Genomic DNA, 26,340 nt, shown 5'->3' on the forward strand with positions numbered 1-26,340 from the left:
TCTCGCTCTAGAGAGGTTTTTTTATAAAAAGGTATTCGTCGTTTCATCGTATCGAATAGGATGTTGCGTTATATCCTTTTGTATACATTTTGTACGTAAAGGTTCTTGTAACACTGAAAAATAAACAGCATTTGCTCTTCGGTCTATATCTAGAACTGGATGCTTGAATGTCTTCGTATGTGTAAGAAGTGGGAGCCCTAGATTTTTTTTATGTTTCGAAATATAAGTTTGTCCTTTTTGTGACATACCAAGTAAACGGATATATGGTGAATGGTGTTCTATATGTGCTTTTTCCATTCCCTCTTTTGTTGTATTCGTTAAAATATGTGTACATGCTCGTTGTAATCTAGTCCATGTATAACGTTTCGTTTTTAACGCTTCCATGAAAGTAAGAAATGAGGAGGCATTATATATTTTTGATAAAATACGATGCTCCAATCCTTCCTCTATTTCATATATATGTTGTAATTCCAGAGAAGACATCGTAAGGAGTTTGTATTTGAAAAATGGGAAATAATTTTCCCAACAATGTAGCGTATGGTATGTTCGCTTATAGTATTCTAAAAGAGATGCAGTATCATTTGGTACAAATGGATAAATGGTTTTGAATGAATCATTGTTACTAAATAACTGTTTGCGAATGCTAGTTGCACTTGCGATATGATTATCTTGAAAGGTTTCGTCATGGTAATGGGAGGCGAACCTTTCGATGGTATGTGCATGAATTGAACTCTTTTGTGAAAGAATTGCTTCGATGTAGTGTAAGCCCAATATATTATTTGGCTGGGACATATCAACAGTATTGACACCCGATAAAATATGTGAGAAGGCTTGAGATGTTGCTTTAGCATAGCTGTTTCCAGCATCTATAAATTGCTGCACCAGTTGATTGAAAGTACCATTTTCTTGTTGACGTAAAGAAATGGTGTTATAGAAATTTTGAACTTCTCCATCCTCACTGCCGAAGCAAATTTCAGAAACGCCAAGAGCATCTAAAATAGAAATAGCTCCGTTAGCAAATGTTTCGGCTTTTTGTGTTGCGAATGTATAAGGGAGCTCAACAACAAGATCTATACCACCAGCTAGAGCCATCTTGGTTCGATACCATTTTGATACGAGAGCTGGTTCGCCGCGTTGTAAAAAAGGTCCGCTCATGACAGCGATTGTAATGTCAGACTGTGTTAACTTTTTTGTTTGTTGCACATGATAAGCATGACCGTTATGAAAGGGGTTATATTCAACAATAATACCGCTTGCCTTTATGATAATCTCTCCTTTCGATGTAGCATCTTTTCTAAAAACATGATAATCTATATATTATTTCCTATAATGACTTCATTATAGTGTAAAGAAAAAACATTGACAAATATAAAATGGCTAGCTATAATTTTGTTTGTTGCCTTGAGGTGATATGATATGAAATGGTCCATCCATCAATTAAACAAATTGAGACATAAAGGATTGACATTGGATGAGATGGTAGATGTAAGTGAGCTAAAAGAAGTCGAGAAAGAAATTCGCGAAATTAATCCTGTTCATGTAACAGGTAGAGTTGATTTTGGCTCCAGTAAGTTTACGTTTCATCTACATATAACTGGAAGCATGGTTTTACCATGTTCTCGCTCTTTAGTAGATGTAACATTACCATTTGACATTAAAACAACTGAGGTGTTCCAAACTTCAGTAGAAGAGTACGAAACGGAAGCGGAAATCCATTACTTAGAAGGAGAAGTACTTGACTTACTCCCTATAATCAAGGAGAATATACTTTTGGAGATTCCAATGCAAATTTTCAGTGATGATGTTTCCGGTGGAGCACCGACGCAAGGTCAAGACTGGCAAGTGATTTCGGAAGAAAGCAAAGAAAAGCCTGTTGATCCAAGATTAGCAGGACTTGCGAAGTTTTTTGACAAATAATCGGAAGACTGGTTCAGGCCTTCATATGAAAATAACTATTTCTTTTAAGGAGGTGGGAAGAATGGCTGTACCTTTTAGAAGAACTTCTAAAACAGTAAAAAGAAAGCGTCGTACGCATTTCAAATTATCAGTACCTGGTATGGTAGAGTGCCCAAGCTGTGGTGAAGCGAAATTAGCTCACCGTGTATGTAAAGCATGCGGTACTTACAAAGGTAAAGAAGTAATCAGCAAATAATTGCAGAAATAAACGCAGAAGATATTCTTCTGCGTTTATTTTTTGTCTTTTTTTCTATCTTGAAGAAAGAAGAGGTTTTTTATCATTCTCCTCGAACATAGTTTTGTGAAATGAAAGGGGAGATGATTGATAATGAAACTTTTGGCGGAGCGGAAAGAAGATGTAATGTGGATTACACTAAATCGCCCAAAGAATCACAATGCAATTGATAAAGAAATGACGAATTCATTAGAAAAATTGATAAAAGAAATAAGGCGAGAAGATTGGATTAAATGTGTGGTTATTGCAGGAAATGGAAAATCATTTTGCGCAGGAGGAGACTTAGAGGAGTTTCATGGATTGAAAACGGAAAAGGCTGCTTATGAGATGCTCGAACGAATGGGAAGGGTTTTGTATGATATTATGACGCTTCCTGTCCCTACAGTAGCGCTTATAAATGGTGCGGCTATTGGAGGGGGATGTGAACTTGCTGTGGCGTGTGATTATCGTTTTGCCTCTAAAGATGCGGTCATTGGCTTTATCCAAGGGAATTTAGGAATTATAACTGGGTGGGGAGGGGCCGCGATGTTGCATGAGAGGGTTTGCTATTATCAAGCGATGACAATGCTTTGTTCAGCACATCGTTTTTCTGCCGAGGAAGCAAGTAACTATGGATTTGTAAATGAGGTATTTCCCGGTGATGTCATGAAAGCGTGTCATAAATGGTTAGAGAATATGATTGTTCCGAATATCAAAGTTCAAAAAGCGTATAAAGCTGTTGCGATTCGAAAGTGGGAAGAAAATAATTTACGAGAGCGGATGAAAGAAGAAATAACCGAATGTGCACGTTTATGGGAGTCTGAAGAGCATAGTCAGGCTATTGCAGCATTTTTAAGAAAATAGAAAAATATATTCTTTACATGTTTGTATTCTATCTTTTCTAGTAACTGCATATGTTTAATAAAAAATGCATAAGGAGGACTAGAGGGATGGCGACAACAAGACAAGATGCATGGACTGATGATGAAGATTTACTTCTGGCAGAAGTGGTACTCCGGCATATTCGTGAAGGCGGAACGCAACTTTCCGCATTTAAAGAAGTAGGTAAACATTTATCTCGTACACCTGCAGCATGTGGATTTAGATGGAATTCTTACGTTAGAAAGCAATATAAAGAACGTATTGAAGAGGCAAAACAAATTCGTAAGGTAGAAAATTATGAAGTAAGGCAACCGAAAGTGGCGGAGTTTTCTCCTGTATCGATTACATTAGAGGATGTCATTGCTTTTTTACAAAAATATAAAGGTGAAGAAGAAGTAAAAGAATCCCACCAAAAAATTGAGTTGTTACAAAAGGAAAAAGAACAGCTTCTTCAGCGATTAGCTGTATATGAGGAAGAGTATCGTACTTTGCTTGATTATATTGATCGAAAAAGAAGTGTGATGGTGCTAGAAACAAAAGGGAAAGATACAATTTATGAGCATGAAACACTAGAAAAGTTGAAAAAATAAAAACAGCTGAATAACAGCTGTTTTTATTTTATGCTGATTCTTCGTTTGTAACCGCATTCAAATTGGTTTCTGGATGCCAAATATAAAATTCACCATCAGTCGTTGATACTTGCCTGAAATTTTGTTTATCCCAAAACGCAGCCGATTGAATGCGGGCTGTTGTTTTGATTGGAAATTGTAGCTGTTTTGCGTAGTTAACAAGCATTTGACCAAAACCTTGTTTTTGAAAGTTTGGTAACACTTCAAGCTTTGAAAGTTCTACGTAAGTTCCAGTAATCTCAAGATCTGATTCACCATGTCTCCTCATATACAAGCTCATACGCGCGATAAGGGATCCACCGTAATAAATGCCGTAAAAAGGAGACTCGCTGCCGTTTTCAATAATATTTGCTTGTAATTCTTCAAACATGGAGAGTTCTTGAGCACCGCAGCCTTTAAATTTTTTAAATTCGTCTAATGTTTTATAATTGATGAGCAAACGCTCAACTTTTGGGAATGTCATTACATCACATCCTTTTCTCGTTTTGAAAAAATAAAGAAAAGTATAAATATTCTCAATAATATTATAACTCATTTTTTCATTTTTATGAAGAAAATAGAATATTTCTTTCAGTATTTTTTTGAAGAGTTTGCTACACTAGTCATAGGAAGGCGATTTATACATATTTATGAAATGTACTTTCGATTGTTGAAATATAAATAAGATATAATTAATGTTAGGGCAAGTATAGAGGGGAGGAAATCAGAAGGCTTTTAATTAATGGCAGAATATATTTCTTTTTGGCACTCGTTAGGAGCTTCTGAAGGATAGAGATGAAAATTGGGATTGTTGGTCCGGGAGCGATTGGTTTGTTATTTGCCTTTTATTTAAAAAAGAACAAACAGGATGTTACATTATTTACAAGAACAGTAGAACAAGCTGAAAAGTTAATGCAGGAAGGGATAAGGTGTATTCGTAAGGGAGAAGTGGAAACGGTATTTATAAATGTTATGCCATTAGAGAATATTGTAGACGAACAAATGGACTATATGTTCATTGCTGTTAAACAATATCATTTAGCGAATATACTTCCTTTCATAAAAGAACAAAGACGGATTATCTTTTTACAAAATGGGATGTCTCATCTGCACATCTTGCAAGAAATAAAGTGTAAAAATGTAGCGGTGGGGATTGTAGAGCATGGGGCAAAAAAAGAAAATGAATATACAGTGAAGCATACAGGGGTAGGGGTTACGAAATTTGGAGTGGTACATGGTGATTTGTCTCAATTTGAGTCACTATTAGATTGTTTTTCTCTAAAATATTTTCGGGTGCAAGTAGAAGAAAATTGGAAACAGACGATGTGTTATAAACTTGTAATAAATGCCTGTATTAATCCGCTAACAGCTTTATACGGTATACAAAATGGAGAATTATTGTCGAATCCTTATTTTTATAAAGTTATGGAGCAAATATTTCAAGAGGTTGTGTTTCTTGCAGGGGAGGGCGAAAAAGAAGAGCTGTGGCAATTGGTTTGTCGTGTATGTGAAACCACAGCCAGTAATACCTCTTCTATGTTAGCTGATGTAAGAGAGAATCGACAGACGGAAATTGATGCTATTGTTGGCTATGCGATAGAAGAAGCGAGGAAACAACAAAAACAAGTTCCCACACTGCAATTTTTATACAATTCAATAAAGGGATTAGCATGATAAGAGATATTCTTTGCTTTTACATCGAACATTGACTACAATTTGGATTGGTGAGAGAACAGGATAGGAAAGGAAGAATTATATGGAGATAAAAGAAATCTCTGTTCCACTACAAGGTGTTGTGGCGGACTATATGAAGGGTAAAAAAGAAGTGCAGGCATACTTCGATTATCCGTTAACAGAAGATGGATTCGGACAACGTCTGCATGATTTGCGTGATAAAAAGTTTTTCCGTCAGGACTTAGTGGCACATTTATTAGAATATAATACGAATTTACATGCTGGAGAGCATACTCTTCGGAATATAGAGGCGCTAGCGGATGAAAATACATATGTTGTTGTTGGAGGACAACAGGCAGGACTATTAACAGGACCTCTTTATACTGTGCATAAGATTATTTCGATTTTACAGCTTGCAAAAGAAAAAGAAGCAAGTTTAGGAGTTCGAGTCGTTCCAGTTTTTTGGATTGCTGGCGAAGACCACGATATCGATGAAATTAACCATGTGTTTGTAATGAAAAATAAAAAAATAAAAAAGACAATTTTTCATGATCGTCATCCGAAAAAGGCGAGTGCGTCTGAATCTGACATTTCGATAGAAGATTGTAGAAAGTGGCTTGAAGAAATTTTTAAAACATATCCAGAAACGAATTTTACAAAGGATGTATTACAGTTTGTTGAAGATGCTTTGCAGAATTCACGTACATATGTAGATTTCTTTGCGCATCTTATTATGAAATTATTTGTAGATTCAGGTTTGATTCTCGTTGATTCGCATCATCCAGCGTTAAGGAAATTGGAAGTCTCCTTTTTTAAACAAATACTAAGTCGATATAAAGAAGTGCAGACGAGTCTTCAAAAACAACAGCAATTAGTAAGGGAGCAAGGATATAAACCAATTATTGAAACGAAACCAAATGCAGTGCATATATTTATGCAAATTGATGAAGAACGTGTGTTGTTAGAAGAAGAGAATGGAAAATTTATTGGAAAAGATGGTACTTATTCGTTTTCGTATGAAGAATTGATAGCAGAAATGGAAAGAAATCCGGAACGATTTAGCAATAATGTTGTAACAAGACCGCTTATGCAAGAATATATATTTCCGACATTAGCGTTTATTGGAGGGCCTGGTGAAATTGCTTACTGGAGTGAATTACAGCAAGTATTTCATGTGTTTGGTTTTCGTGTGCCTCCCGTTGTTCCAAGACTTACAATGAGCTACATGGAACGCGATATTTTTACAGATCTACACGATTTGCGATTACAAGAGAGTGATCCGTTTTTGAATGATATAAGTAAGTTACGTGAAGAGTGGCTTTCTAACCAAATAGAAGAACCGATTGATAAGCAGTTTATAGAAGCGACGGAGAAAATGATGGATATTCATAGCTCTTTACAGGCGTTTGTAAAAAAAGTAGACCCAGGACTACAATCGTTTGCTGAGAAAAATGAATGGAAAATTAAAGAGCAAATGGAGCTGCTAGAAAGAACGTTAAAGCGGAATGTTGAGAAAAAACATGAAGTAGAGCTAAATAAATTCCGTCGTTTGCAATATGCGCTTCGCCCGTTAGGTGCGCCGCAAGAACGGGTATGGAATATATGTTATTATTTAAATCAATTTGGATTAGACTTTGTTGAACGGGTGATGAAGCAATCCTACTCTTGGGACGGTAAACATCATATTATAAAACTATAAAATCTTGCTCTTAGGAGCAGGATTTTATTTTTGATTTGTGGAATTTACTGTAAAGTGTTTTTTCTGAATTATCGAACGAATTAACTAGGAGTATGATATTGACAATGAAACGCGTGCATATGACAAAATAGAACAAAATGTAAACGTATTATTGTGCTTTTCGACATGTTTTTATTTAATTTCCCGCAAAAAATGATAAAATTTAGTATATAATAAAGTGAGACTGCGATTTGTGGATATTAGATTTCCACTGACGCCAAGTTGGATGTGATATGTTTTCGGAGTATTAATTTGCTCGCACATTGTGTGGGTTATTAAAAGAAAAAAGGAGACATTCAACGTAATTATTTTGCAAAAAGTAGGTGCAACAATGTTTAAACACGTAACAGTTCTTTTAAAAGAAACAGTAGATGGTTTGGATATAAAACCCGGTGGTACATATGTGGATTGTACGCTAGGTGGCGGGGGACATAGTTCTTATTTATTATCCCAACTAACGGAAGGAGGAAAGTTAATTGCATTTGATCAAGATGAGATTGCGATTCAAAATGCAAAAGAAAAATTTTCTTCTTATGGTGATCAATTTGTAACAGTGAAGAGTAATTTCCGCTATTTATCAGAGAAATTACACGAATTAGGAATAACAGAAGTAGATGGTATTTTATTCGATTTAGGTGTTTCATCCCCACAATTAGATACACCAGAACGTGGTTTTAGTTATCATCATGATGCACCCTTAGATATGAGGATGGATCAAGATGCCTCATTAACGGCATATGATGTTGTGAACAACTGGTCATATGAACAACTCGTAAGAATCTTTTTCCAATATGGTGAAGAAAAATTCTCAAAGCAAATTGCAAGGAAAATTGAAGCATATCGTGAGAATAAGACGATTGAAACAACAGGAGAGTTAGTGGAGTTAATTAAAGAAGGAATTCCAGCTCCAGCACGTAGAACGGGAGGACATCCTGCAAAACGAGTATTCCAAGCGATTCGTATTGCTGTAAATGACGAATTGAAAGTGTTTGAAGAAGCGCTAGAATCTGCGATTGGAATGGTTAAGCCTGGTGGAAGAATTAGTGTCATTACGTTCCATTCGTTGGAAGATCGTATTTGTAAAACAACATTTAAACGAAATAGTTCAACGCCACAGCTTCCTCCAGGATTACCAATTATTCCGGATGAATTTAAGCCGAAACTAAAACTCATTACAAGAAAACCGATTTTACCTTCTGATGAAGAGTTAGAAGAAAATAATCGAGCTCGTTCTGCAAAGTTACGGATCGCTGAAAAACGATAAAAAGGAGAGAGAGGTATGACAAATTTAGCTGTAAAGTATAAACAACAACAAGTACAAGAGCAAGAACAAACTCAAATTCCACAGCAAAAAGTACAATCAAAGGTAAAAACAAAGATTACAAGAATTGAAAAATTGATGTACGTAGCTTTTGTTGGTTTTTTATTATACGCTTGCGTTGCTTTTATTGGAAATAAAGCAGGACTGTACCAAGTTGATGCGGAAGCAGCAAAAATAGAGAATTCCATTGTGAAACAACAAAAAACAAATCAAGAATTACAAGCTGAAGTGGAAAAGTTAAGCCGCTATGAACGTATCGCAGAAATCGCAAAAAAACACGGGCTAGAAATTAATGCGAATAATGTGAAAGGTTTACATTAATATAGTAGGTGTGAAGAAAATATGAAAATGAATATGAACAAATTTCATACCAATAAAGGAGCAGGTTACTTTATGATATTTTTCCTCCTGCTCTTTTTGCTGTTGTTAGCCCGATTTTTTTATATTCAAGCGACAGGAACAGTACATGGACAAGATTTAAAGAAACTTGCACAAGAAAAGCATAATAAAAATGGCGTACTTGAAGCGAATCGTGGAACGATTTATGATCAGAATGGACATGTGTTAGCGCAAGATGCGAACTCATACAGGATGGTTGCGGAATTAAAAGGTGACGATTCTGTAAAAGATAAAGAGGATACTGCAAAGAAAATTGCAGGTGTACTTGGGAAAGGCGAAGACGAAATTTTAGCCGCTTTAAACAAAGATAAGCGTCAGGTAGAGTTTGGAACGTTAGGAAAAAACTTGACGAAAGAGACGAAAGATCAAATAGAAGCTCTTAAGCTACCAGGCATTTCATTTGTTACCGAAAAAGCTAGGGTGTATCCAAATGGAGATTTCGCATCTTACGTGTTAGGTTTTGCAAAACCTAACGATAATGGAATTGCGGAGGGGAAATTTGGATTAGAAAAGAGTTTAGATAAGTATTTGCGTGCTTCAAATGGAAGTGTAGCGTATACAGGAGATCGTAATGGTGTTTCTCTTGATGGTGGGAAACAAAGTGTGAAGCCACCGAAAAATGGACAAAATGTATATTTAACGATTGATCAACGTATTCAAGGGTTTTTAGAGGATGCGATGAAAGCAGCTGATCAGCATTATGAACCTTCCATGTTAATTGGAGTGGTTGCAGACCCAAAAACAGGAAAAGTACTAGGGATGTCTAGTCGACCTAGCTATGATCCAAATAAGCGTGATATTGAATACTTTTTAAATGATCCAATCGCAAATGCGTATGAGCCGGGGTCTACAATGAAAATCTTTACATTAGCTGCGGCAATTAATGAAGGTGTATATAATGGTCAAGAATATTATCAGTCAGGTACATATCCCGTTGGAAATCGTAAAATAAAAGACCATAACGGTGGTGCAGGTTGGGGATCTATTACATTTGATGAAGGTGTTGAACGCTCTTCTAACGTTGCGTTTGCTATTTTAGGAGATCAAAAACTGGGTGCAGAGCGTTTCCGACAATATATTCATAAGTTTGGATTAGATGAAAAAACTGGTATTGACTTACCTGGTGAAGGTGAGAATACAATTATATTTGACCAGCAGATTCAGCAGGTAACAACTGCATTTGGACAAGGGTCAACTGTAACGCCAATACAGCTTGTACAAGCCGCAACTGCAATTGCGAATGATGGGAAGATGATGAAACCGTATGCCATCGATCGAATTGTAGATCCAATAACGAATAAAGTGGAGTTACAGCATAAACCAGAAGAGGTAGGAAAGCCGGTTTCAAAAGAAACAGCAGCGCAAGTACGACAATTACTAGAACAAGTTGTTACATCGCCAAAAGGTACGGGGAATGCGTATAAAATCGATGGATATTCCGTTGGTGGTAAAACGGGGACAGCGCAAATTCCAGATGGAAAAGGCGGATATATGACAGGCAGAGAAAATTATATTTTTTCATTCCTAGGTATGGCACCGATGGATGATCCCCAGTTAATTGTTTACTTTGCAATTAAGCAACCGAAATTAAAAGATAATGAATACGGAGCAAAACCTCTTGCAGAAATGTTTAAATCTGTAACGAAAAATAGCTTAGAGTATTTAAAAATTAAACCGAATGAAGTGAAAGATTCGAAGAAATATGTGAAAGAGCAGCAGGCGGTTGTGCCAGATGTAACTGGGAAAACAATGGAAGAGGCGAAAACGATATTAGAAAAAGCCAAATTCCGTCCAATTATACTAGGTGAAGGAAAAGTAAAACAACAAGTACCAAAAGTGACTGAAAAAACATTGAAGGGCGATCGAGTCTTCTTAGTAGGAGATAAACCGCTAATGCCAAATGTACAAGGATGGGCGCTTCGTGATGTAATGAATTTAGCGAAAACGTTAAATCTTAATTTGAAACCATCTGGTACAGGATATGTGACGGAACAAAGTGTGGCTGAAGGAACGCCGTTACAAGCAGGGACAGAATTAGCTGTAACACTCGTACCACCGCTCGAACCACAGCAAGAGGCAGAAAATCCATAATAGTGTAGATGTATATCATGCAAGAGATGTAAGAGGTTCTATCTGAACAGGTACAAGCATATATTGGAACAAGCTAGGCGTGAAGGAGGCTTGTTCCAATATGCGTGTATCGAATGTAACAGTTAGAAAACGACTCATTTTTATACTGATATCAGGTATACTCATTTTTACAATTATTGATATTCGTCTTGGATATGTACAGTTTTTTCTTGGGAATATGTTAACAGATCGTGCGAAAGATTCGTGGAGTCGTAATATTACTTTTGAACCTGAACGAGGGAAAATTTTAGATCGAAATGGTGTAGAGCTTGCAACGAATAAAAGTGCGCCAACTGTCTTTGTTGTACCGAGACAAATTGAAAAACCAACAGAGACTGCAGAGAAGTTGGCTGCAGTTTTAGGTGTGCAAAAAGAGGAAATCTATAAGCGGATTACAAAAAAAGAGTCTATTGTAAGATTGGACAAAGGCGGAAGAAAAATTTCTCATGATAAAGCAAAGGAAGTACGTGCCTTAAGTTTAAAAGGTGTTTATATTGCTGAAGATTCTATTCGGTATTATCCTTTTGGAAAATATTTATCGCATGTACTAGGTTTTGCTGGTAGTGACAATCAAGGGCTTATGGGACTTGAGGCATATTATGATAAAGAGTTAAATGGTGATAAAGGGCATGTGCGCTTTTTTGCAGATGCGAAAGGACAAAGAATGCCGAATGTTGGAGATGATTTCAAAAAACCAGAGGCCGGTTTAGATTTGAAACTAACGATCGATTCTCAAATTAATACGATTATAGAGAGAGAAATGAATATTGCAGATTCTACGTATAACCCAGATGGTATGATTGCGATCGCCATGAATCCAAAAAATGGTGAGATTTTAGGAATGTCAAGTCGACCAAGTTTTGATCCAGCAGATTTTCAGAGTGTTTCACCAGAAGTGTTTAATCGAAACTTGCCTGTATGGAGTACATACGAGCCAGGATCGACTTTTAAAATCATTACATTAGCCGCAGCTTTAAATGAAAAATTAGTAGACTTGGAGAAAGATACGTTTTATGATGATGGAGCAGCTGAAGTTGGTGGAGCTAGGTTGCGTTGTTGGAAAGCTGGTGGCCATGGTAGTCAAACCTTTTTAGAAGTTGTTCAAAATTCTTGTAACCCAGGTTTTATTGAGCTTGGGGATCGTCTTGGAAAAGAAAAGTTATTTCAATATATTCATGATTTTGGATTTGGACAAAAGACAGGAATTGATTTACAAGGAGAAGGAAAAGGGATTTTATTTAACTTGGATAGGGTTGGTCCGGTTGAACAAGCGACTACTTCTTTCGGGCAGGGGGTTTCTGTTACACCAATTCAGCAAGTTGCTGCGGTAGCGGCAGCTGTAAATGGTGGGACGTTATATCAGCCGTATATTGCGAAAGAGTTTGTTGATCCCTCGAATAATCAAGTTGTAAGGAAGAAAACACCGGTCGAAAAAAGAAAAGTTATTTCCAAGGAAACATCGGAAAAAGTCCGCTATGCGTTAGAAAATGTTGTAGCGAAGGGTTCTGGTAAAGGTGCATATATTGATGGTTATCGTGTTGGTGGAAAAACGGGAACTGCTCAAAAGGTAAAAGATGGAAAATATTTAGATAATAACTATATAGTATCTTTTATTGGATTTGCTCCAGCAGATGACCCGCAAATTGTTGTGTACGTTGCGGTTGATAACCCAAAAGGAGTTACTCAATTTGGTGGAGTTGTTGCTGCACCAATTGTAGGGAATATTCTTCGCGATGTGCTTCCTGTTATGGGAGTAGAGCCACGCAAAGAGCAAGTTGAAAAGGAATATAAATGGGGCGATACACCTACAATAGAAGTTCCAGATTTAATTGGGATGAAGAAGAAAGATTTACAAACGCAACTTGTAGATTTACAGCTTGATGTAAGTGGTGAGGGTGATAAAGTAATTAAACAATCGCCAGAAGCTGGTGCTAAAGTAAAGGAAGGTTCGAAAATTAGAATTTACTTCGGTAATTAAAAGTTAGAGATTGTGTTTTATGATACAATTGGTGGAAGTTGGGGCAAAATAAATATCTGTTTTCATAGAAATTTATTTTCTATGAAAACAGAATATATTGCTCTCGAATATAAGAGATAGAGTGAAAAAATTATTAGTGAAGCTATTATACGCTACACTGATAAATGAGTCTGATCTTTTAAGGCTCTTATCAAATGCTTCCTTTCTCCATTTTAACGAATGAAGGACGGGGAAATTACTTATTAAGTAAGAGACAAATAAACAATGTAGAGAGGGTTTAGTGAAATGAAGTTGCACACACTTGTATCATGTTTGCATGATTTTCCAGTTGTTCCAAAAGAAAATCCAGAAATTACATCCATTGAAGCAGATTCACGTAAAGTGACAAATGGAAGCTTATTTGTATGTATGAAAGGGTATACGGTTGATAGCCATGATTTTGCTAAGCAAGCAGCTGCGCAAGGTGCGGCTGCTATTGTTGCGGAAAGACCGATTGATGTTGACGTTCCATTTGTACTTGTGAAAAATACCTATCGTTCTTTAGCGGTTTTAGCTGATTATTTTTACGGACAGCCAACACATAAGTTACACTTGTTTGGGATTACAGGTACAAATGGAAAGACAACAACGTCGCATATTATGGATGAAATTATGCGAGCACATGGTCATAAAACAGGGCTAATTGGAACAATTAATATGAAAATCGGTGATGAAACATTCGAGGTGAAAAATACAACGCCAGATGCACTGACACTTCAGCAGACGTTTCAACGTATGATTGAGCAAAATGTAAATAGTGCAGTAATGGAAGTTTCTTCACATGCATTAGATCTTGGCCGTGTACATGGTTGTGATTATGATGTGGCAGTATTTACAAATTTAACACAGGATCATTTAGATTATCATAAAACGATGGAAGAATATAAACATGCAAAAGGTTTGCTATTTGCTCAGCTTGGTAATAGCTATCATCATGGTCGTGAAAAGTACGCCGTGTTAAATAATGACGATCCAGCAGCAGAAGAGTATATGAGAAGTACTGCCGCTACTGTTATTACGTATGGAATTGATACACATAGTGATATTATGGCAAAAGATATTGTGATGACGAGCGGTGGAACAACATTTACTCTTGTTACGCCAAATGAGAGTTTAAATATTACGATGAAGTTAATTGGCAAGTTTAACGTATACAATGTTTTAGCAGCGACAGCAGCTACTCTTGTTTCGGGTGTACCTTTACAAACAATTATTGATGTTGTGAGAAAGCTAACTGGAGTTCCAGGTCGGTTTGAAGTCGTGGATGGCGGTCAGGATTATACAGTTATCGTCGATTATGCACATACACCAGATAGTTTAGAAAATGTATTAACGACAGCAAAACAATTTGCGAAAGGGAATGTGTATTGTATTGTTGGTTGTGGCGGTGATCGCGATCGGACGAAAAGACCAATTATGGCAGGTGTCGCTACAGAATATGCAACACATGCAATCTTGACTTCAGATAATCCGAGGAGTGAAGATCCCAAAGCAATTTTAGATGATATGTTAACAGGTGCAAAAGGAAATAATTATAAAGTAATTGTTGATCGAAAAGAAGCGATTTTCCACGCAGTTTCAGAGGCGAAAGCAGAAGATATTATTATCATTGCTGGAAAAGGGCATGAAACGTACCAAATTATTGGCAAAGAAGTACATCATTTTGACGATCGTGAAATTGCAAAAGAGGCAATCACTGAGCGTCTAAACAACAAAGAGTAACAACATGAGAGGGGGACTACATGTGCTTGAACAAGGTTTATTAGTAACGGCTGGGGTAGCTTTCTTAATTTCAGTTGCCCTTTCGCCATTGTTTATTCCATTTTTACGTAAGTTAAAGTTTGGGCAGAGTATTCGTGATGAAGGACCGAAATCACATCAAAAGAAATCAGGAACACCAACGATGGGTGGTATTGTCATTTATGTGTCTATGATGGTGACAACACTTATTATGGCAATTAAATTTAAACATTTAGGTGCGGAAGTATCATTATTGTTATTAGTTACATTTGGCTATGGATTGATTGGCCTTTTAGATGACTATATAAAAGTTGTTAAAAAAAGAAATCTTGGTTTAACATCAAAACAAAAATTAATCGGTCAGCTAGTTATTGCAATTGCATTCTTTGTAATTGTAAAAGGACAGGGATTTGATACAAATTTAATGATTCCAGGAACCGATATTAAATTTGATTTACACTGGGCGTATTTTATTCTTGTGCTGTTTATGCTCATTGGTGGATCAAATGCAGTTAATTTAACGGATGGTCTAGATGGATTATTATCAGGAACAGCTGCAATTGCATTTGGAGCATTTGGCATTATTGCAGTTGCGCAAAATCAGTATGCAGTAGCGATTTTCTGTATGGCCGTTGTTGGAGCGGTACTTGGATTTTTAGTATTTAATGCAAATCCAGCTAAGGTGTTTATGGGAGATACAGGCTCTCTTGCTTTAGGTGGTGCAATAGCCGCTGTAGCCATTTTATTAAAACAAGAGTTATTGCTTGTTGTAATTGGCGGCGTATTTGTAATGGAAACATTATCTGTTATTATTCAAGTTATTTCATTTAAAACGACAGGGAAACGTGTCTTTAAAATGAGTCCACTGCATCATCATTACGAATTATGTGGTTGGTCAGAGTGGCGTGTTGTTGTAACATTCTGGTCTGTAGGATTTTTATTGGCAGTATTAGGAATTTATATCGGGGTGTGGATGTAATTGAAAACTGTAACTGACTATCAAAATAAAAATATTCTTGTATTAGGTATTGCAAAAAGTGGTTATGCGGCAGCAACTTTACTAAAAAACTTAGGTGCCAATGTCATTGTAAATGACGGGAAACCTTTAGCTGAGAATGTATTAGCTGCAGAATTACAAGCAAAGGGAATGGACGTTGTATGCGGTGGTCATCCACTAGAATTGTTAGAAAGAAATATTTCACTTGTTGTAAAAAATCCAGGGATTCCATATTCTAATCCACTACTTGTTGCAGCGAAAGAAAAACAAATTCCAATTGTAACAGAAGTGGAACTCGCGTATCGTATTTCAGAGGCCCCATTTGTTGGGATTACAGGATCTAATGGTAAAACAACAACAACAATGCTAACATTTGAAATGCTGAAAGAAGGGCAGAAACATCCTGTTATTGCTGGAAACATAGGTATGGTAGCATGTGAGGTTGCGCAGACGGCGAAAGAAAATGAAGTAGTTGTTACAGAGCTTTCATCATTCCAGTTAATGGGTGTGGAAACATTTCAACCTAAAATTGCAGCATTTTTAAATTTATTTGAAGCGCATTTAGATTACCATGGTACTAAGAAAGAATATGGTTTAGCAAAAGCGAATATTTTTAAGAACCAAACTGAAGCAGATTACAGTGTAATGAATGCAGATGATGCAGAGGTAATGGCCTTATCGGCAAATAGTAAAGGGCAAAAAGTATTATTTTCAGCTATGAAAGTAATTGAAGATGGTGCATGTATGAAAGATGACGCTCTTTATTTTAAAGGTGAGAAAGTTGTTGAAGTTGGTGACATCGTCTTACCAGGTAAGCATAACTTGGAAAATATTTTAGCTGCAATGAGTATTGCCAAATTGCTAGGGGTAGCAAATGAGGCTATTGTTACAGTATTAAAACGCTTTACAGGTGTAAAACATCGTCTAGAGTATGTAACAACGATTAACAATCGTAAGTTTTATAATGATTCCAAAGCGACGAACATGTTAGCGACAGAAAAGGCTTTATCAGCATTCGCGCAGCCTGTTATTTTGCTAGCAGGCGGGCTTGATCGTGGAAATGAATTTGATGATTTAATTCCGTATTTTGAACATGTAAAAGCAATTGTGACATATGGGCAAACTGCACCAAAATTAGTAAAGGCAGCGGAAAAAGCAGGATTAGATATGATTGAAACTGTCGATAATTTAGAAGAGGCAGTAGAACGAGCATATGCTCATTCTACAGATGGAGATGTTATTCTTCTTTCACCAGCATGTGCGAGCTGGGATCAATTTAAAACATTTGAAGAAAGAGGAGACATTTTTATACAAGCTGTGCATAAACTTATATAAAGTAAACAAAACATCAGTAGGCTAACACCTACTGATGTTTTGTTACATAGAATAAAAAAAGCTTCTTCAAAAGAGGTGGTGCTCATTGCCAATGAAGAAAACACCTGATTTTATTTTAATTATCGTTACGCTTTTGTTGTTAACAATTGGAATGATAATGGTCTACAGTGCAAGTGCTGTCTGGGCTTCCTATAAGATGGGTGATTCATTCTTTTTTGCAAAACGACAGCTGTTATTTGCGGGGATTGGTGTAGCTGCTATGTTTTTTATTATGAGAATTGACTATTGGACATGGCGAACCTATTCGAAGGTGATTTTACTAGTTTGTTTTATTCTCCTTATCCTTGTTCTGATTCCTGGAGTTGGACTTGTTCGGGGGGGAGCACGAAGCTGGATTGGTGTTGGAGCATTTTCGATTCAACCATCAGAATTTATGAAATTTGCGATGATCATTTTTTTAGCTAAATTTTTAGCAGAAAGACAAAAGTTAATCACTTCTTTTAAAAAAGGACTACTTCCAGCACTTAGTTTTGTATTTGTTGCATTTGGCATGATTATGTTACAACCAGATTTGGGGACAGGGACAGTAATGGTTGGGACATGTATCGTAATGATTTTTATTTCAGGAGCACGCGTTTTTCATTTTTCGATGTTAGGATTAATCGGAGTAGCGGGATTTGTTGGATTAATTGCATCAGCACCATATCGAATGAAACGAATTACTTCTTACTTAGACCCATGGTCAGACCCGCTCGGGAGTGGGTTCCAAATTATTCAATCGTTACTTGCAATCGGTCCTGGTGGTTTATTTGGGCTTGGACTTGGACAAAGTAGACAAAAATTTCTTTACTTGCCGGAGCCGCAAACTGACTTTATCTTTGCGATTTTATCGGAAGAATTAGGTTTTATTGGTGGGTCGTTTGTGTTATTATTATTTAGTCTGTTACTATGGCGCGGGATTCGTATAGCATTAGGAGCGCCGGATTTATATGGTACGTTTTTAGCAGTAGGTATTGTGGCGATGATCGCGATTCAAGTGATGATTAATGTTGGTGTTGTAACAGGATTAATGCCTGTTACGGGTATTACTTTGCCATTTCTAAGTTATGGTGGGTCAAGTTTGACCTTAATGCTAATGGCAGTTGGCGTATTATTGAATATAAGTCGTCACTCTCGCTACTAAACCCTGTTTATAAGACAGGGTTTTTCGTGTGTAGAAAACGGAAAATATATGAATATATAAAATTGAATTTAGAACAGAGAAGCGGAGGAATTTGTAGTGCGAGTATTAGTTAGTGGTGGTGGCACAGGAGGTCATATATATCCGGCTCTTGCTTTAATTAGGGAAATAAAAAAACTACATCCTGAAGCAAGGTTTTTATACATTGGTACGGAGAATGGATTAGAAAGTACAATTGTTCCCAAAGCAGGGATACCATTTCAATCAATTGTTATTAGTGGATTTAAACGAAAAATATCCCTTGATAATGTCAAAACAGTGATGCGTTTTCTAAAAGGGGTGCAAGATAGTAAAAGGTATATTCGCCGTTTCAATCCAGATGTTGTAATTGGTACAGGAGGCTATGTATGTGGTCCAGTCGTTTATGCTGCAGCAAAATTAGGAATTCCAACGATTGTACACGAACAAAATAGTGTACCTGGTGTAACGAATAAATTTTTAAGTCGCTATGTGGATAAGGTAGCTGTTTGTTTTGAAGCGGCAGCTGAATATTTTCCGAAGTCGAAAGTTGTTATGACAGGAAATCCTCGTGCATCAGAAGTCATGAATCAAAATGGTATGAAAGGGAAGCGTTCTGTTGGATTATCTCTTTCTAAAAAATCCGTGCTTATTTTTGGTGGGAGTCGCGGAGCAAGACCGATTAATGATGCATTCGTGGCAGCAATTGAGCAATTTGGTAACAAAAATTATGAAGTATTGTATGTCACAGGTGAAGTGCATTATGATAAAGTCATGGAGGCTGTGAAACAAAAAGGAAATCCAAGTAATGTAATCATTAAACCATTTATTCATAATATGCCAGAGGTGCTTACTGGTGTGGATCTAGTCGTTTCACGTGCTGGTGCTACAACTTTAGCAGAGTTAACAGCGTTAGGAAAACCAAGTATTTTAATTCCAAGTCCTTATGTTACAAATAATCATCAAGAGAAAAATGCGAAATCAGTTGTCGATAAGGGAGCAGCAAAAATGCTGCTTGAAAAAGATTTAACTGCTGAAACACTTCTTCATGATATTGATGAAATTCTATTAAATACACAAACATTACAAAATATGAAACTAGCTGCTACGCAGTTAGGAATTCCTGATGCAGCAAATAAGTTATTCGAAGTGATGAAAAGGCTTGTAAAAAAATAACCTTAGGTGAATGCCCTGCATACTACTGTAATACGGAGATTTCATATGGGGGAGATCATCATGAAACAATTAGCAAAGGAACTTATCGAAGCAGAAGTTGGCAAAGTGTTAGAAAATGAAGCGTTAGCTCGTTATACAACTATGAAAATAGGTGGGCCAGCTGATATTCTAATTGTGCCAAGTAGTGTGATTGGTGTGGAAAAGACTTTAGATTTAATAAAGAAATATCATACAAAGTGGACAGCAATTGGACGTGGATCTAATCTTCTCGTATCAGATAAAGGTATTGAAGGTGTGGTAATTCGTTTAGGAGAAGGATTAGATCACTTAGAAATAGAAGGAACTATTGTACGAGTTGGAGGAGGATATCCTCTCATTAAGTTGTCAACATTACTTAGTCGCCAAGGTCTAGCTGGATTAGAATTTGCTAGTGGTATCCCTGGAAGTGTGGGCGGGGCAGTATATATGAATGCCGGTGCACATAAATCAGATATGTCAGAGATTTTAACGAGAGCGCGCATTATGTTTGAAGATGGTACAATGAAGTGGTTAACAAAAGAAGAGATGGAATTCTCTTATCGTACTTCTGTTCTACAAACAAAGCGCCCTGGCATTGTAGTAGAAGCGGAATTGCAGTTAAAAGTAGGGAACCGCGAAGAAATAGTAGGTATCATGCAAAAGAATAAAGACTATCGTCGTGAAACTCAGCCATGGAACCATCCTTGTGCGGGCAGTATATTTAGAAATCCACTACCCAATTTTGCTGGGAATCTAGTGGAAAAGGCAGGCCTACGAGGATATCAAATCGGTGGAGCGAAAATTTCTGAAATGCATGGAAACTTCATTGTCAATACAGGATCTGCGTCAGCACAAGACGTATTGGATTTAATTGCATTTGTTAAAAAAACAATTAAGGAAAAATTTGGCGTAGATATGCATACAGAAGTAGAAATCATTGGAAGATAACTGTTATTTGTTCCGCTCATTATCATTTATGGTATAATAAGAAGATAAGAACGGCATGCGTAACATGCCGTTCTTTATGTTACATAGGGGGATCGTACATGAAAAATAGTAAAGTGATTAAACTACAAGATCGTGTACCAAAACTAAAGAATCAAAAGAAAAAGAATAAAAAGCCAGTTAATCAGAGATTAATTTTATATGTATCAATTTTATTTTTACTAGTACTTTTTTTAATTTACTTTCGATCTCCACTTAGTAATATAAAAAAGATAAGTGTTCTAGGGAATCACTATATGACAGATGCACAGGTCATGAGGGAATCCGGAGTTACATATGAAACGAGTTATTTTCGAGTGACAGCACATAAGGCGGAAAAGAATTTAACAAAACGAAATGAAATTAAAAAAGTGAATGTCAAAAAGCGTTTTCCAAATAAAATTGACATTCACATTGAAGAGTATGTAACGATAGGGTATATAAACAAAGGTGGGAAATTACAACCACTTTTAGAAAATGGCAAAACGCTTGACGTACTGCCTAACGGGAAGTTGCCTGTTGCAGCTCCAATTTTCGAGCCGTTTAAAGAAGAAAAAATGAAAGAGTTAATTGAAGAGCTAGAAAAATTGACTCCAACTATTCTCAGATCTATTTCTGAAATTCATTATGCTCCAACGAATTCAAATGAAGATCATCTTACTTTATATATGAATGAGGGTTATGAAGTGAGCACAACGATACAAGAATTTGCAAAGCGTATGGAAGCATATCCATTAATTATAAAAAATATAGAATCAGGTAGAAAGGTTTTAATTGATTTAGAAGTGGGCGCGTATTTTAAATATTTAGATGAGGTAGAAAAAAAGAAGTAGAGTAGTAGTTTTATTTCTTTTTAAATACAATAATGACAAGTTTGTTCTTCTGTGTGTGAATTTCATTACAATTAGAATCAATTTGGTGAAAATACCTAGATTTTCTTCGATTCATATTAGGATTGGTACAAGTTTAGCTTTTCTACGAGTACATCTTAGTGTAGACTTATATTTGGCGGTAATCTTTGCATTTGAAATAGAGTTATTTCAAAATAAAGCAGTCATTCACAGGTTACTGTAACATCAATAAGTGAATGTTAAATAAAAATAAGAAAAATACAGGGTTAAAAAAGGGAAACGCATAAAGACGTTGAATATTTTTCTTATAAATAGTAAAGCTGCGATTGTTGTTCCATATATTGACTTGTATGGTATAAATAAAGAAGGAGGTGCCAAAGAATGAACAGCAATGAAATATATGTTAGTCTTGACATCGGTACATCCAATGTTAAAGTCATCATTGGTGAAATGGTTAATGAAGGCTTAAACATTATTGGTGTTGGAAACGTAAAATCAAATGGTTTGAAAAAGGGCTCCATAGTTGACATAGACGAAACTGTTCGATCAATTAAAAAAGCAATTGAACAAGCTGAGCGTATGGTAGGAATTCACATTGAACAAGTTGTTGTAGGTGTAAATGCAAATCAGGTACAGCTTCTTCCTTGCCATGGAGTTGTCGCTGTTTCAAATGAAGATCGTGAAATTGGAAATGAAGATGTCTTACGTGTTCTGGATGCAGCACAAGTTGTATCAATTGCTCCTGAACGTGAATTTATTGATGTGGTACCTCGACAGTTCATTGTAGACGGTCTTGATGAGATTAACGATCCACGCGGGATGATCGGTGTAAGATTAGAAATGGAAGGCACATTAATTACAGGCTCAAGAACGTTACTACATAATTTACTACGTTGTGTAGAAAAAGCGGGCCTTGAAATTGTTGATATTTGTCTGCAACCTTTAGCAGCTGCGACGGTTGCTTTATCTTCTGATGAGAAAAATAGAGGTGTAGCTCTTGTAGATATTGGCGGGGGATCTACAACTTTATCAATCTTTCAAGATGGAGAGTTACAAGCAACAAGTGTATTGCCTTTAGGTGGAGATCATATAACGAAGGATATCGCGATAGGACTTAAAACTTCAACTGAAAATGCGGATCAAATTAAGTTGAAATATGGACATGCATTTTATGATACGGCATCTGAAGAAGAGGTGTTTACGGTTCCTATTATGGGAAGCGATCAAACAGAACAATATTCACAACTAGAGTTATCTGATATTATTGAGGCACGTGTAGAGGAAATCTTGATGTTTGTTCAGGAAGAGGTCCGGAAGCTAGGAGTAAAACAAGTAGCGTCTGGGTATGTACTTACTGGAGGTATTGCTTCTATGCCGGGGGTTCTTGATCTTGCATATGATATTTTACATGAAAATGTTCGTATAGCAACTCCAGATTATATTGGTGTTCGTGAACCTCAGTATACAATTGGGATTGGATTAATTAAGCATTCTTATCAAAAAGCGAAATTGCGCGGGAAAAATATTCAGGAAAAGGAAGAATATTTTGAGCCAGTACCAGCACCAATGCCAATGCCGGTACAGCAACAACCTGCAAAGCAAACAACTCGCAAGCAGAGTAAAAATAATGAAGACAATGAGCGTATGATGTCAAAAGTGAAACGTGTATTCCGCTATTTATGGGATTAAAATTGCACACGAAAAATGAGGTTCTAGGGGGATTTCGACATGTTAGAGTTTGATACTACTCAAGATCAATTAGCGAGCATAAAAGTTATCGGTGTCGGCGGTGGCGGAAATAATGCTGTAAACCGTATGATTGAGCACGGTGTACAAGGTGTAGATTTCATCGCCGTGAATACTGATGCACAAGCACTAAATTTATCAAAAGCTGAAACAAAAATGCAAATTGGCGGAAAATTAACGCGTGGACTTGGTGCCGGCGCAAATCCTGAAGTAGGAAAAAAAGCCGCTGAAGAAAGTAAAGAACAAATCCAAGAAGCACTTCGTGGTGCAGATATGGTCTTTGTAACAGCTGGTATGGGCGGTGGAACTGGTACGGGTGCAGCACCAGTTATCGCACAAATCGCAAAGGAACTAGGCGCGTTAACAGTTGGTGTTGTAACACGCCCATTTACATTTGAAGGTCGCAAACGTGCAACGCAAGCTATATCTGGGATTGCAGCATTTAAAGATAATGTAGATACAATTATTGTTATACCGAATGATCGTATTTTAGAAATTGTAGATAAAAATACACCAATGCTTGAAGCGTTCCGTGAAGCGGATAACGTATTACGACAAGGTGTACAAGGTATTTCAGATTTAATTGCTACACCTGGTCTTATTAACTTAGACTTTGCAGACGTAAAAACAATTATGTCTAATAAAGGTTCTGCATTAATGGGTATTGGTGTTGGAACTGGTGAAAACCGTGCGGCAGAAGCAGCAAAACGCGCGATTTCTAGTCCATTATTAGAAACATCTATCGATGGTGCACAAGGTGTTCTTATGAATATTACTGGGGGCACAAACTTAAGCTTATATGAAGTGCAAGAAGCAGCAGATATCGTTGCTTCAGCTTCAGACCCAGAAGTAAATATGATTTTCGGTTCTGTAATTAATGAGAGTTTAAAAGATGAAATTGTTGTTACCGTAATTGCAACTGGTTTTGATGATAGTGTTACAGTTCAGCCGCCAAAACCATTTGTACGTCCTACAGCAACTACAAATCACGCGCAACAGCAACAACCAGTAGCTCAACCATCAAAACAACGTGAAGTAAAACGCGAAGTGAAACGTGAAGAGCCTGTTGTGCATGAACGTAATACAGATTCAGATGATATTGATATTCCAGCATTTTTACGTAACCGTCGTAGACGATAAGAAAGAAAGGAGCCAATGGCTCCGTTCTTTTTTTATTACACAACCTTAAATGTTTTCACATGAAAAAATTTATCGTGCTATTTGGAAATACATACATTTATTTCGATCTTTTTAACACATAAGTCGCTTCTATGAAAATAAAAAGAGATATCCACTCATTTTCTCCTGCGGTTTCCACATGGTATGGAGCTAAAAAATCCCTGACCGCTTCTATCCACCGGCAGATCCTCTTTACCACCTAAAGAGAATGGTTTTATGTCGTTTTTTTAATCCTTATTTATATAGTAAAATCATCATCTAGATGCTAGAAAATAAGAAAGATAGATGATGATTACAGAAGAATTTAGCATGAGAAGAATTACAATTATACCTCACGACAGATTATGTCTAGAAACCACAAAATAACAAAAAAACCCCTCCGTAAATTGACACACTTTCCTATTGGATATGCTTTATACTAGTCTCAACTTAAAAAAAGAGGTGAATTGTTTGGTTGTTTACGCCGACGTTGTTTGGTTGTTAAACGCCTGCATTGATTTTCTTTTACTTTTATTAACAGCAACTGTGTTGAAAAAGAAGATCAAAAGATGGAGGCTTGTACTAGGAGCATTTATTGGTTCTACAATTGTTATTTTTGCCTTTACTCCTTTTGCTTCTATGATGACACACCCAATTATGAAACTATTGTACTCGTTACTTATTGTGTATACAGCATTTGGGTTTTCTACTTTTAGAGATTATACACAGACTGTTTTTTCCTTTTATTTTGTAACATTTATGGTAGGGGGAGGATTAATTGGAACTCATTTTTTCCTACAAACGAACGAAATGGTCGATGGATTAGTTCAGGCGAAAGCAATTTCTTATGGTGATCCAGTAAGCTGGATGTTTGTTATTTTGGGATTTCCGATTATTTATTATTTTTCGAAAAAACGTATTGAAAATGTGGAAGTAACTAAAATTCATTATGACCAAATTGTACAAGTGAATATTAGACTTGCCGAAAATGAAATGAAACTAGATGGATTGATTGATAGTGGAAATCAGCTTTATGACCCTTTAACGAAAACCCCGGTTATGATTATGCATGTATCATCATTAGAACATTGTTTACCAACATGGTTAACACAGCAGATTTATTCCAAAACAGAGATTCCACAAATACCAGAAAATGATTCAGGTTGGGCAACAAGGCTACGTTTAATTCCTTTCCGGGCTGTAGGAGTGGATCATCAGTTTTTATGGGCAATTAAACCGGATGTTGTTCAAATTCATCATGAAGGTAGCGATATGATCGTAAACAAAGTATTAATTGGTTTAAATACGCAGCAATTGTCTACAAATGGAGAGTATCAATGTATTATACATCCGAAAATGTTGATATCACCAAAAGTGACAATCGCTTAATTATGGAAGGTGGGAGAATATGGCGAAAATAAAATTTTATTTCATTTATCTTTGGTATAAAGTATTGTTGAAACTCGGAATTAAGACCGATGAAATTTACTACATCGGTGGAAGTGAGGCATTGCCGCCGCCTTTAACAAAAGAGGAAGAAGAAGTACTCCTTAATAAATTGCCAAAAGGTGATCAAGCGGCACGGTCATTACTCATTGAACGTAACTTACGGCTTGTTGTGTATATAGCCCGTAAATTTGAAAATACAGGAATTAATATTGAAGATTTAATTAGTATTGGAACAATTGGTCTTATTAAAGCTGTGAATACATTTAATCCTGAAAAGAAAATAAAACTAGCAACTTATGCATCACGTTGTATAGAAAATGAAATTTTAATGCATTTACGTCGAAATAATAAAAATCGCTCAGAAGTGTCATTTGATGAACCATTAAATATTGATTGGGATGGGAATGAATTGTTACTATCAGATGTTCTTGGTACGGATGATGATATTATTACAAAAGACTTAGAGGCTACTGTAGACCGACATCTTCTTATGAAAGCATTACACCAATTAAATGATCGTGAAAAACAAATTATGGAACTCCGCTTTGGGCTTGCGGGAGGAGAAGAAAAAACACAAAAAGACGTGGCAGATATGCTGGGAATTTCACAATCTTATATTTCTCGACTTGAAAAAAGAATTATAAAAAGGCTTCGAAAAGAATTTAACAAAATGGTATAAAGTGATGCTTGTAAAGCTTGTGTGATTAAGGATATTACATAAAACCAATCGGTATTCCGATTGGTTTTAT

General features: G+C 36.4%; 23 protein-coding genes and 1 pseudogene. 22 read left to right on the forward strand and 2 right to left on the reverse strand.

What is annotated here, in order from left to right; genetic code table 11:
* Nucleotides 1-21 precede the first annotated feature (21 nt).
* Entirely contained in the window at nucleotides 22-1,263 is a 1,242-nt protein-coding gene (locus HRG09_RS03075; RefSeq protein WP_174099317.1) for a nucleotidyltransferase, read from the reverse strand.
* A gap of 153 nt (nucleotides 1,264-1,416) precedes the next feature.
* Between HRG09_RS03075 and HRG09_RS03080 the strand changes: the two genes are divergently transcribed.
* The 4 genes from HRG09_RS03080 to HRG09_RS03095 all read left to right on the forward strand — a co-directional run bounded on the left by HRG09_RS03080 (nucleotide 1,417) and on the right by HRG09_RS03095 (nucleotide 3,642).
* Entirely contained in the window at nucleotides 1,417-1,917 is a 501-nt protein-coding gene (locus HRG09_RS03080) for a YceD family protein (RefSeq protein WP_098336022.1), read from the forward strand.
* 61 nt (nucleotides 1,918-1,978) lie between these two features.
* The gene (rpmF, locus tag HRG09_RS03085) at nucleotides 1,979-2,152 is read left to right on the forward strand and encodes a 50S ribosomal protein L32 (protein ID WP_001984764.1); all 174 of its coding nucleotides are present in this window, start codon (nucleotides 1,979-1,981) and stop codon (nucleotides 2,150-2,152) included.
* Nucleotides 2,153-2,284: 132 nt separating this feature from the next.
* Complete coding sequence (locus tag HRG09_RS03090; protein WP_217447879.1) at nucleotides 2,285-3,034, forward strand: enoyl-CoA hydratase/isomerase family protein; 750 nt, start codon at nucleotides 2,285-2,287, stop codon at nucleotides 3,032-3,034.
* A gap of 86 nt (nucleotides 3,035-3,120) precedes the next feature.
* A complete protein-coding gene (locus HRG09_RS03095) occupies nucleotides 3,121-3,642 on the forward strand; it encodes an RsfA family transcriptional regulator (RefSeq protein ID WP_174099280.1) in 522 nt (173 codons plus the stop codon).
* 28 nt (nucleotides 3,643-3,670) lie between these two features.
* Here the strand turns inward: HRG09_RS03095 and HRG09_RS03100 are convergent, their stop codons facing one another.
* On the reverse strand, nucleotides 3,671-4,144 hold the full coding sequence (locus tag HRG09_RS03100) for an N-acetyltransferase (protein WP_174099281.1): 474 nt from the start codon (nucleotides 4,142-4,144) through the stop codon (nucleotides 3,671-3,673).
* Between the two features lie 311 nt (nucleotides 4,145-4,455).
* Here HRG09_RS03100 and HRG09_RS03105 point away from each other — a divergent pair, with 311 nt between their 5' ends.
* The 18 genes and pseudogenes from HRG09_RS03105 to sigE all read left to right on the forward strand — a co-directional run bounded on the left by HRG09_RS03105 (nucleotide 4,456) and on the right by sigE (nucleotide 26,270).
* Complete coding sequence (locus tag HRG09_RS03105; RefSeq protein WP_174099282.1) at nucleotides 4,456-5,334, forward strand: 2-dehydropantoate 2-reductase; 879 nt, start codon at nucleotides 4,456-4,458, stop codon at nucleotides 5,332-5,334.
* 82 nt (nucleotides 5,335-5,416) lie between these two features.
* Complete coding sequence (bshC, locus tag HRG09_RS03110; protein WP_174099283.1) at nucleotides 5,417-7,033, forward strand: bacillithiol biosynthesis cysteine-adding enzyme BshC; 1,617 nt, start codon at nucleotides 5,417-5,419, stop codon at nucleotides 7,031-7,033.
* 370 nt (nucleotides 7,034-7,403) lie between these two features.
* Entirely contained in the window at nucleotides 7,404-8,336 is a 933-nt protein-coding gene (gene rsmH / locus HRG09_RS03115; protein ID WP_174099284.1) for a 16S rRNA (cytosine(1402)-N(4))-methyltransferase RsmH, read from the forward strand.
* Between the two features lie 15 nt (nucleotides 8,337-8,351).
* The gene (ftsL, locus tag HRG09_RS03120) at nucleotides 8,352-8,714 is read left to right on the forward strand and encodes a cell division protein FtsL (RefSeq protein ID WP_174099285.1); all 363 of its coding nucleotides are present in this window, start codon (nucleotides 8,352-8,354) and stop codon (nucleotides 8,712-8,714) included.
* Between the two features lie 21 nt (nucleotides 8,715-8,735).
* On the forward strand, nucleotides 8,736-10,883 hold the full coding sequence (locus HRG09_RS03125; protein ID WP_174099286.1) for a penicillin-binding protein: 2,148 nt from the start codon (nucleotides 8,736-8,738) through the stop codon (nucleotides 10,881-10,883).
* A 100-nt stretch (nucleotides 10,884-10,983) separates the two neighbouring features.
* Complete coding sequence (locus HRG09_RS03130; protein WP_174099287.1) at nucleotides 10,984-12,900, forward strand: stage V sporulation protein D; 1,917 nt, start codon at nucleotides 10,984-10,986, stop codon at nucleotides 12,898-12,900.
* Nucleotides 12,901-13,185: 285 nt separating this feature from the next.
* A complete protein-coding gene (locus HRG09_RS03135; RefSeq protein WP_174099288.1) occupies nucleotides 13,186-14,661 on the forward strand; it encodes a UDP-N-acetylmuramoyl-L-alanyl-D-glutamate--2,6-diaminopimelate ligase in 1,476 nt (491 codons plus the stop codon).
* Between the two features lie 22 nt (nucleotides 14,662-14,683).
* Nucleotides 14,684-15,658, forward strand: a complete 975-nt coding sequence (mraY, locus tag HRG09_RS03140) for a phospho-N-acetylmuramoyl-pentapeptide-transferase (RefSeq protein ID WP_174099289.1) — start codon at nucleotides 14,684-14,686, stop codon at nucleotides 15,656-15,658.
* On the forward strand, nucleotides 15,659-17,011 hold the full coding sequence (murD, locus tag HRG09_RS03145; RefSeq protein ID WP_174099290.1) for a UDP-N-acetylmuramoyl-L-alanine--D-glutamate ligase: 1,353 nt from the start codon (nucleotides 15,659-15,661) through the stop codon (nucleotides 17,009-17,011).
* A gap of 91 nt (nucleotides 17,012-17,102) precedes the next feature.
* Nucleotides 17,103-18,194, forward strand: coding sequence for a stage V sporulation protein E (gene spoVE, locus HRG09_RS03150; protein ID WP_174099319.1), 1,092 nt, complete (start codon nucleotides 17,103-17,105; stop codon nucleotides 18,192-18,194).
* A gap of 96 nt (nucleotides 18,195-18,290) precedes the next feature.
* The gene (gene murG, locus HRG09_RS03155) at nucleotides 18,291-19,385 is read left to right on the forward strand and encodes an undecaprenyldiphospho-muramoylpentapeptide beta-N-acetylglucosaminyltransferase (RefSeq protein WP_174099291.1); all 1,095 of its coding nucleotides are present in this window, start codon (nucleotides 18,291-18,293) and stop codon (nucleotides 19,383-19,385) included.
* 60 nt (nucleotides 19,386-19,445) lie between these two features.
* Entirely contained in the window at nucleotides 19,446-20,351 is a 906-nt protein-coding gene (murB, locus tag HRG09_RS03160) for a UDP-N-acetylmuramate dehydrogenase (RefSeq protein ID WP_174099292.1), read from the forward strand.
* Between the two features lie 98 nt (nucleotides 20,352-20,449).
* A complete protein-coding gene (locus HRG09_RS03165) occupies nucleotides 20,450-21,220 on the forward strand; it encodes a cell division protein FtsQ/DivIB (RefSeq protein ID WP_174099293.1) in 771 nt (256 codons plus the stop codon).
* A 124-nt stretch (nucleotides 21,221-21,344) separates the two neighbouring features.
* Nucleotides 21,345-21,461 (forward strand): annotated as a pseudogene (locus HRG09_RS03170) (DUF1290 domain-containing protein); the annotation flags it as partial.
* Between the two features lie 158 nt (nucleotides 21,462-21,619).
* Nucleotides 21,620-22,927, forward strand: coding sequence for a cell division protein FtsA (gene ftsA, locus HRG09_RS03175; protein ID WP_174099294.1), 1,308 nt, complete (start codon nucleotides 21,620-21,622; stop codon nucleotides 22,925-22,927).
* Between the two features lie 39 nt (nucleotides 22,928-22,966).
* Nucleotides 22,967-24,124 carry a cell division protein FtsZ gene (ftsZ, locus tag HRG09_RS03180; protein WP_174099295.1) on the forward strand — a complete coding sequence of 386 codons (1,158 nt, stop codon included), beginning with the start codon at nucleotides 22,967-22,969 and terminating at the stop codon, nucleotides 24,122-24,124.
* Nucleotides 24,125-24,613: 489 nt separating this feature from the next.
* The gene (gene spoIIGA, locus HRG09_RS03185; RefSeq protein ID WP_174099296.1) at nucleotides 24,614-25,531 is read left to right on the forward strand and encodes a sigma-E processing peptidase SpoIIGA; all 918 of its coding nucleotides are present in this window, start codon (nucleotides 24,614-24,616) and stop codon (nucleotides 25,529-25,531) included.
* Nucleotides 25,532-25,550: 19 nt separating this feature from the next.
* On the forward strand, nucleotides 25,551-26,270 hold the full coding sequence (sigE, locus tag HRG09_RS03190) for an RNA polymerase sporulation sigma factor SigE (protein WP_174099297.1): 720 nt from the start codon (nucleotides 25,551-25,553) through the stop codon (nucleotides 26,268-26,270).
* The last annotated feature ends 70 nt before the right edge of the window (nucleotides 26,271-26,340 follow it).

The organism is Bacillus sp. Xin1 (assembly GCF_013314535.1).
Lineage (GTDB): Bacteria > Bacillota > Bacilli > Bacillales > Bacillaceae_G > Bacillus_A.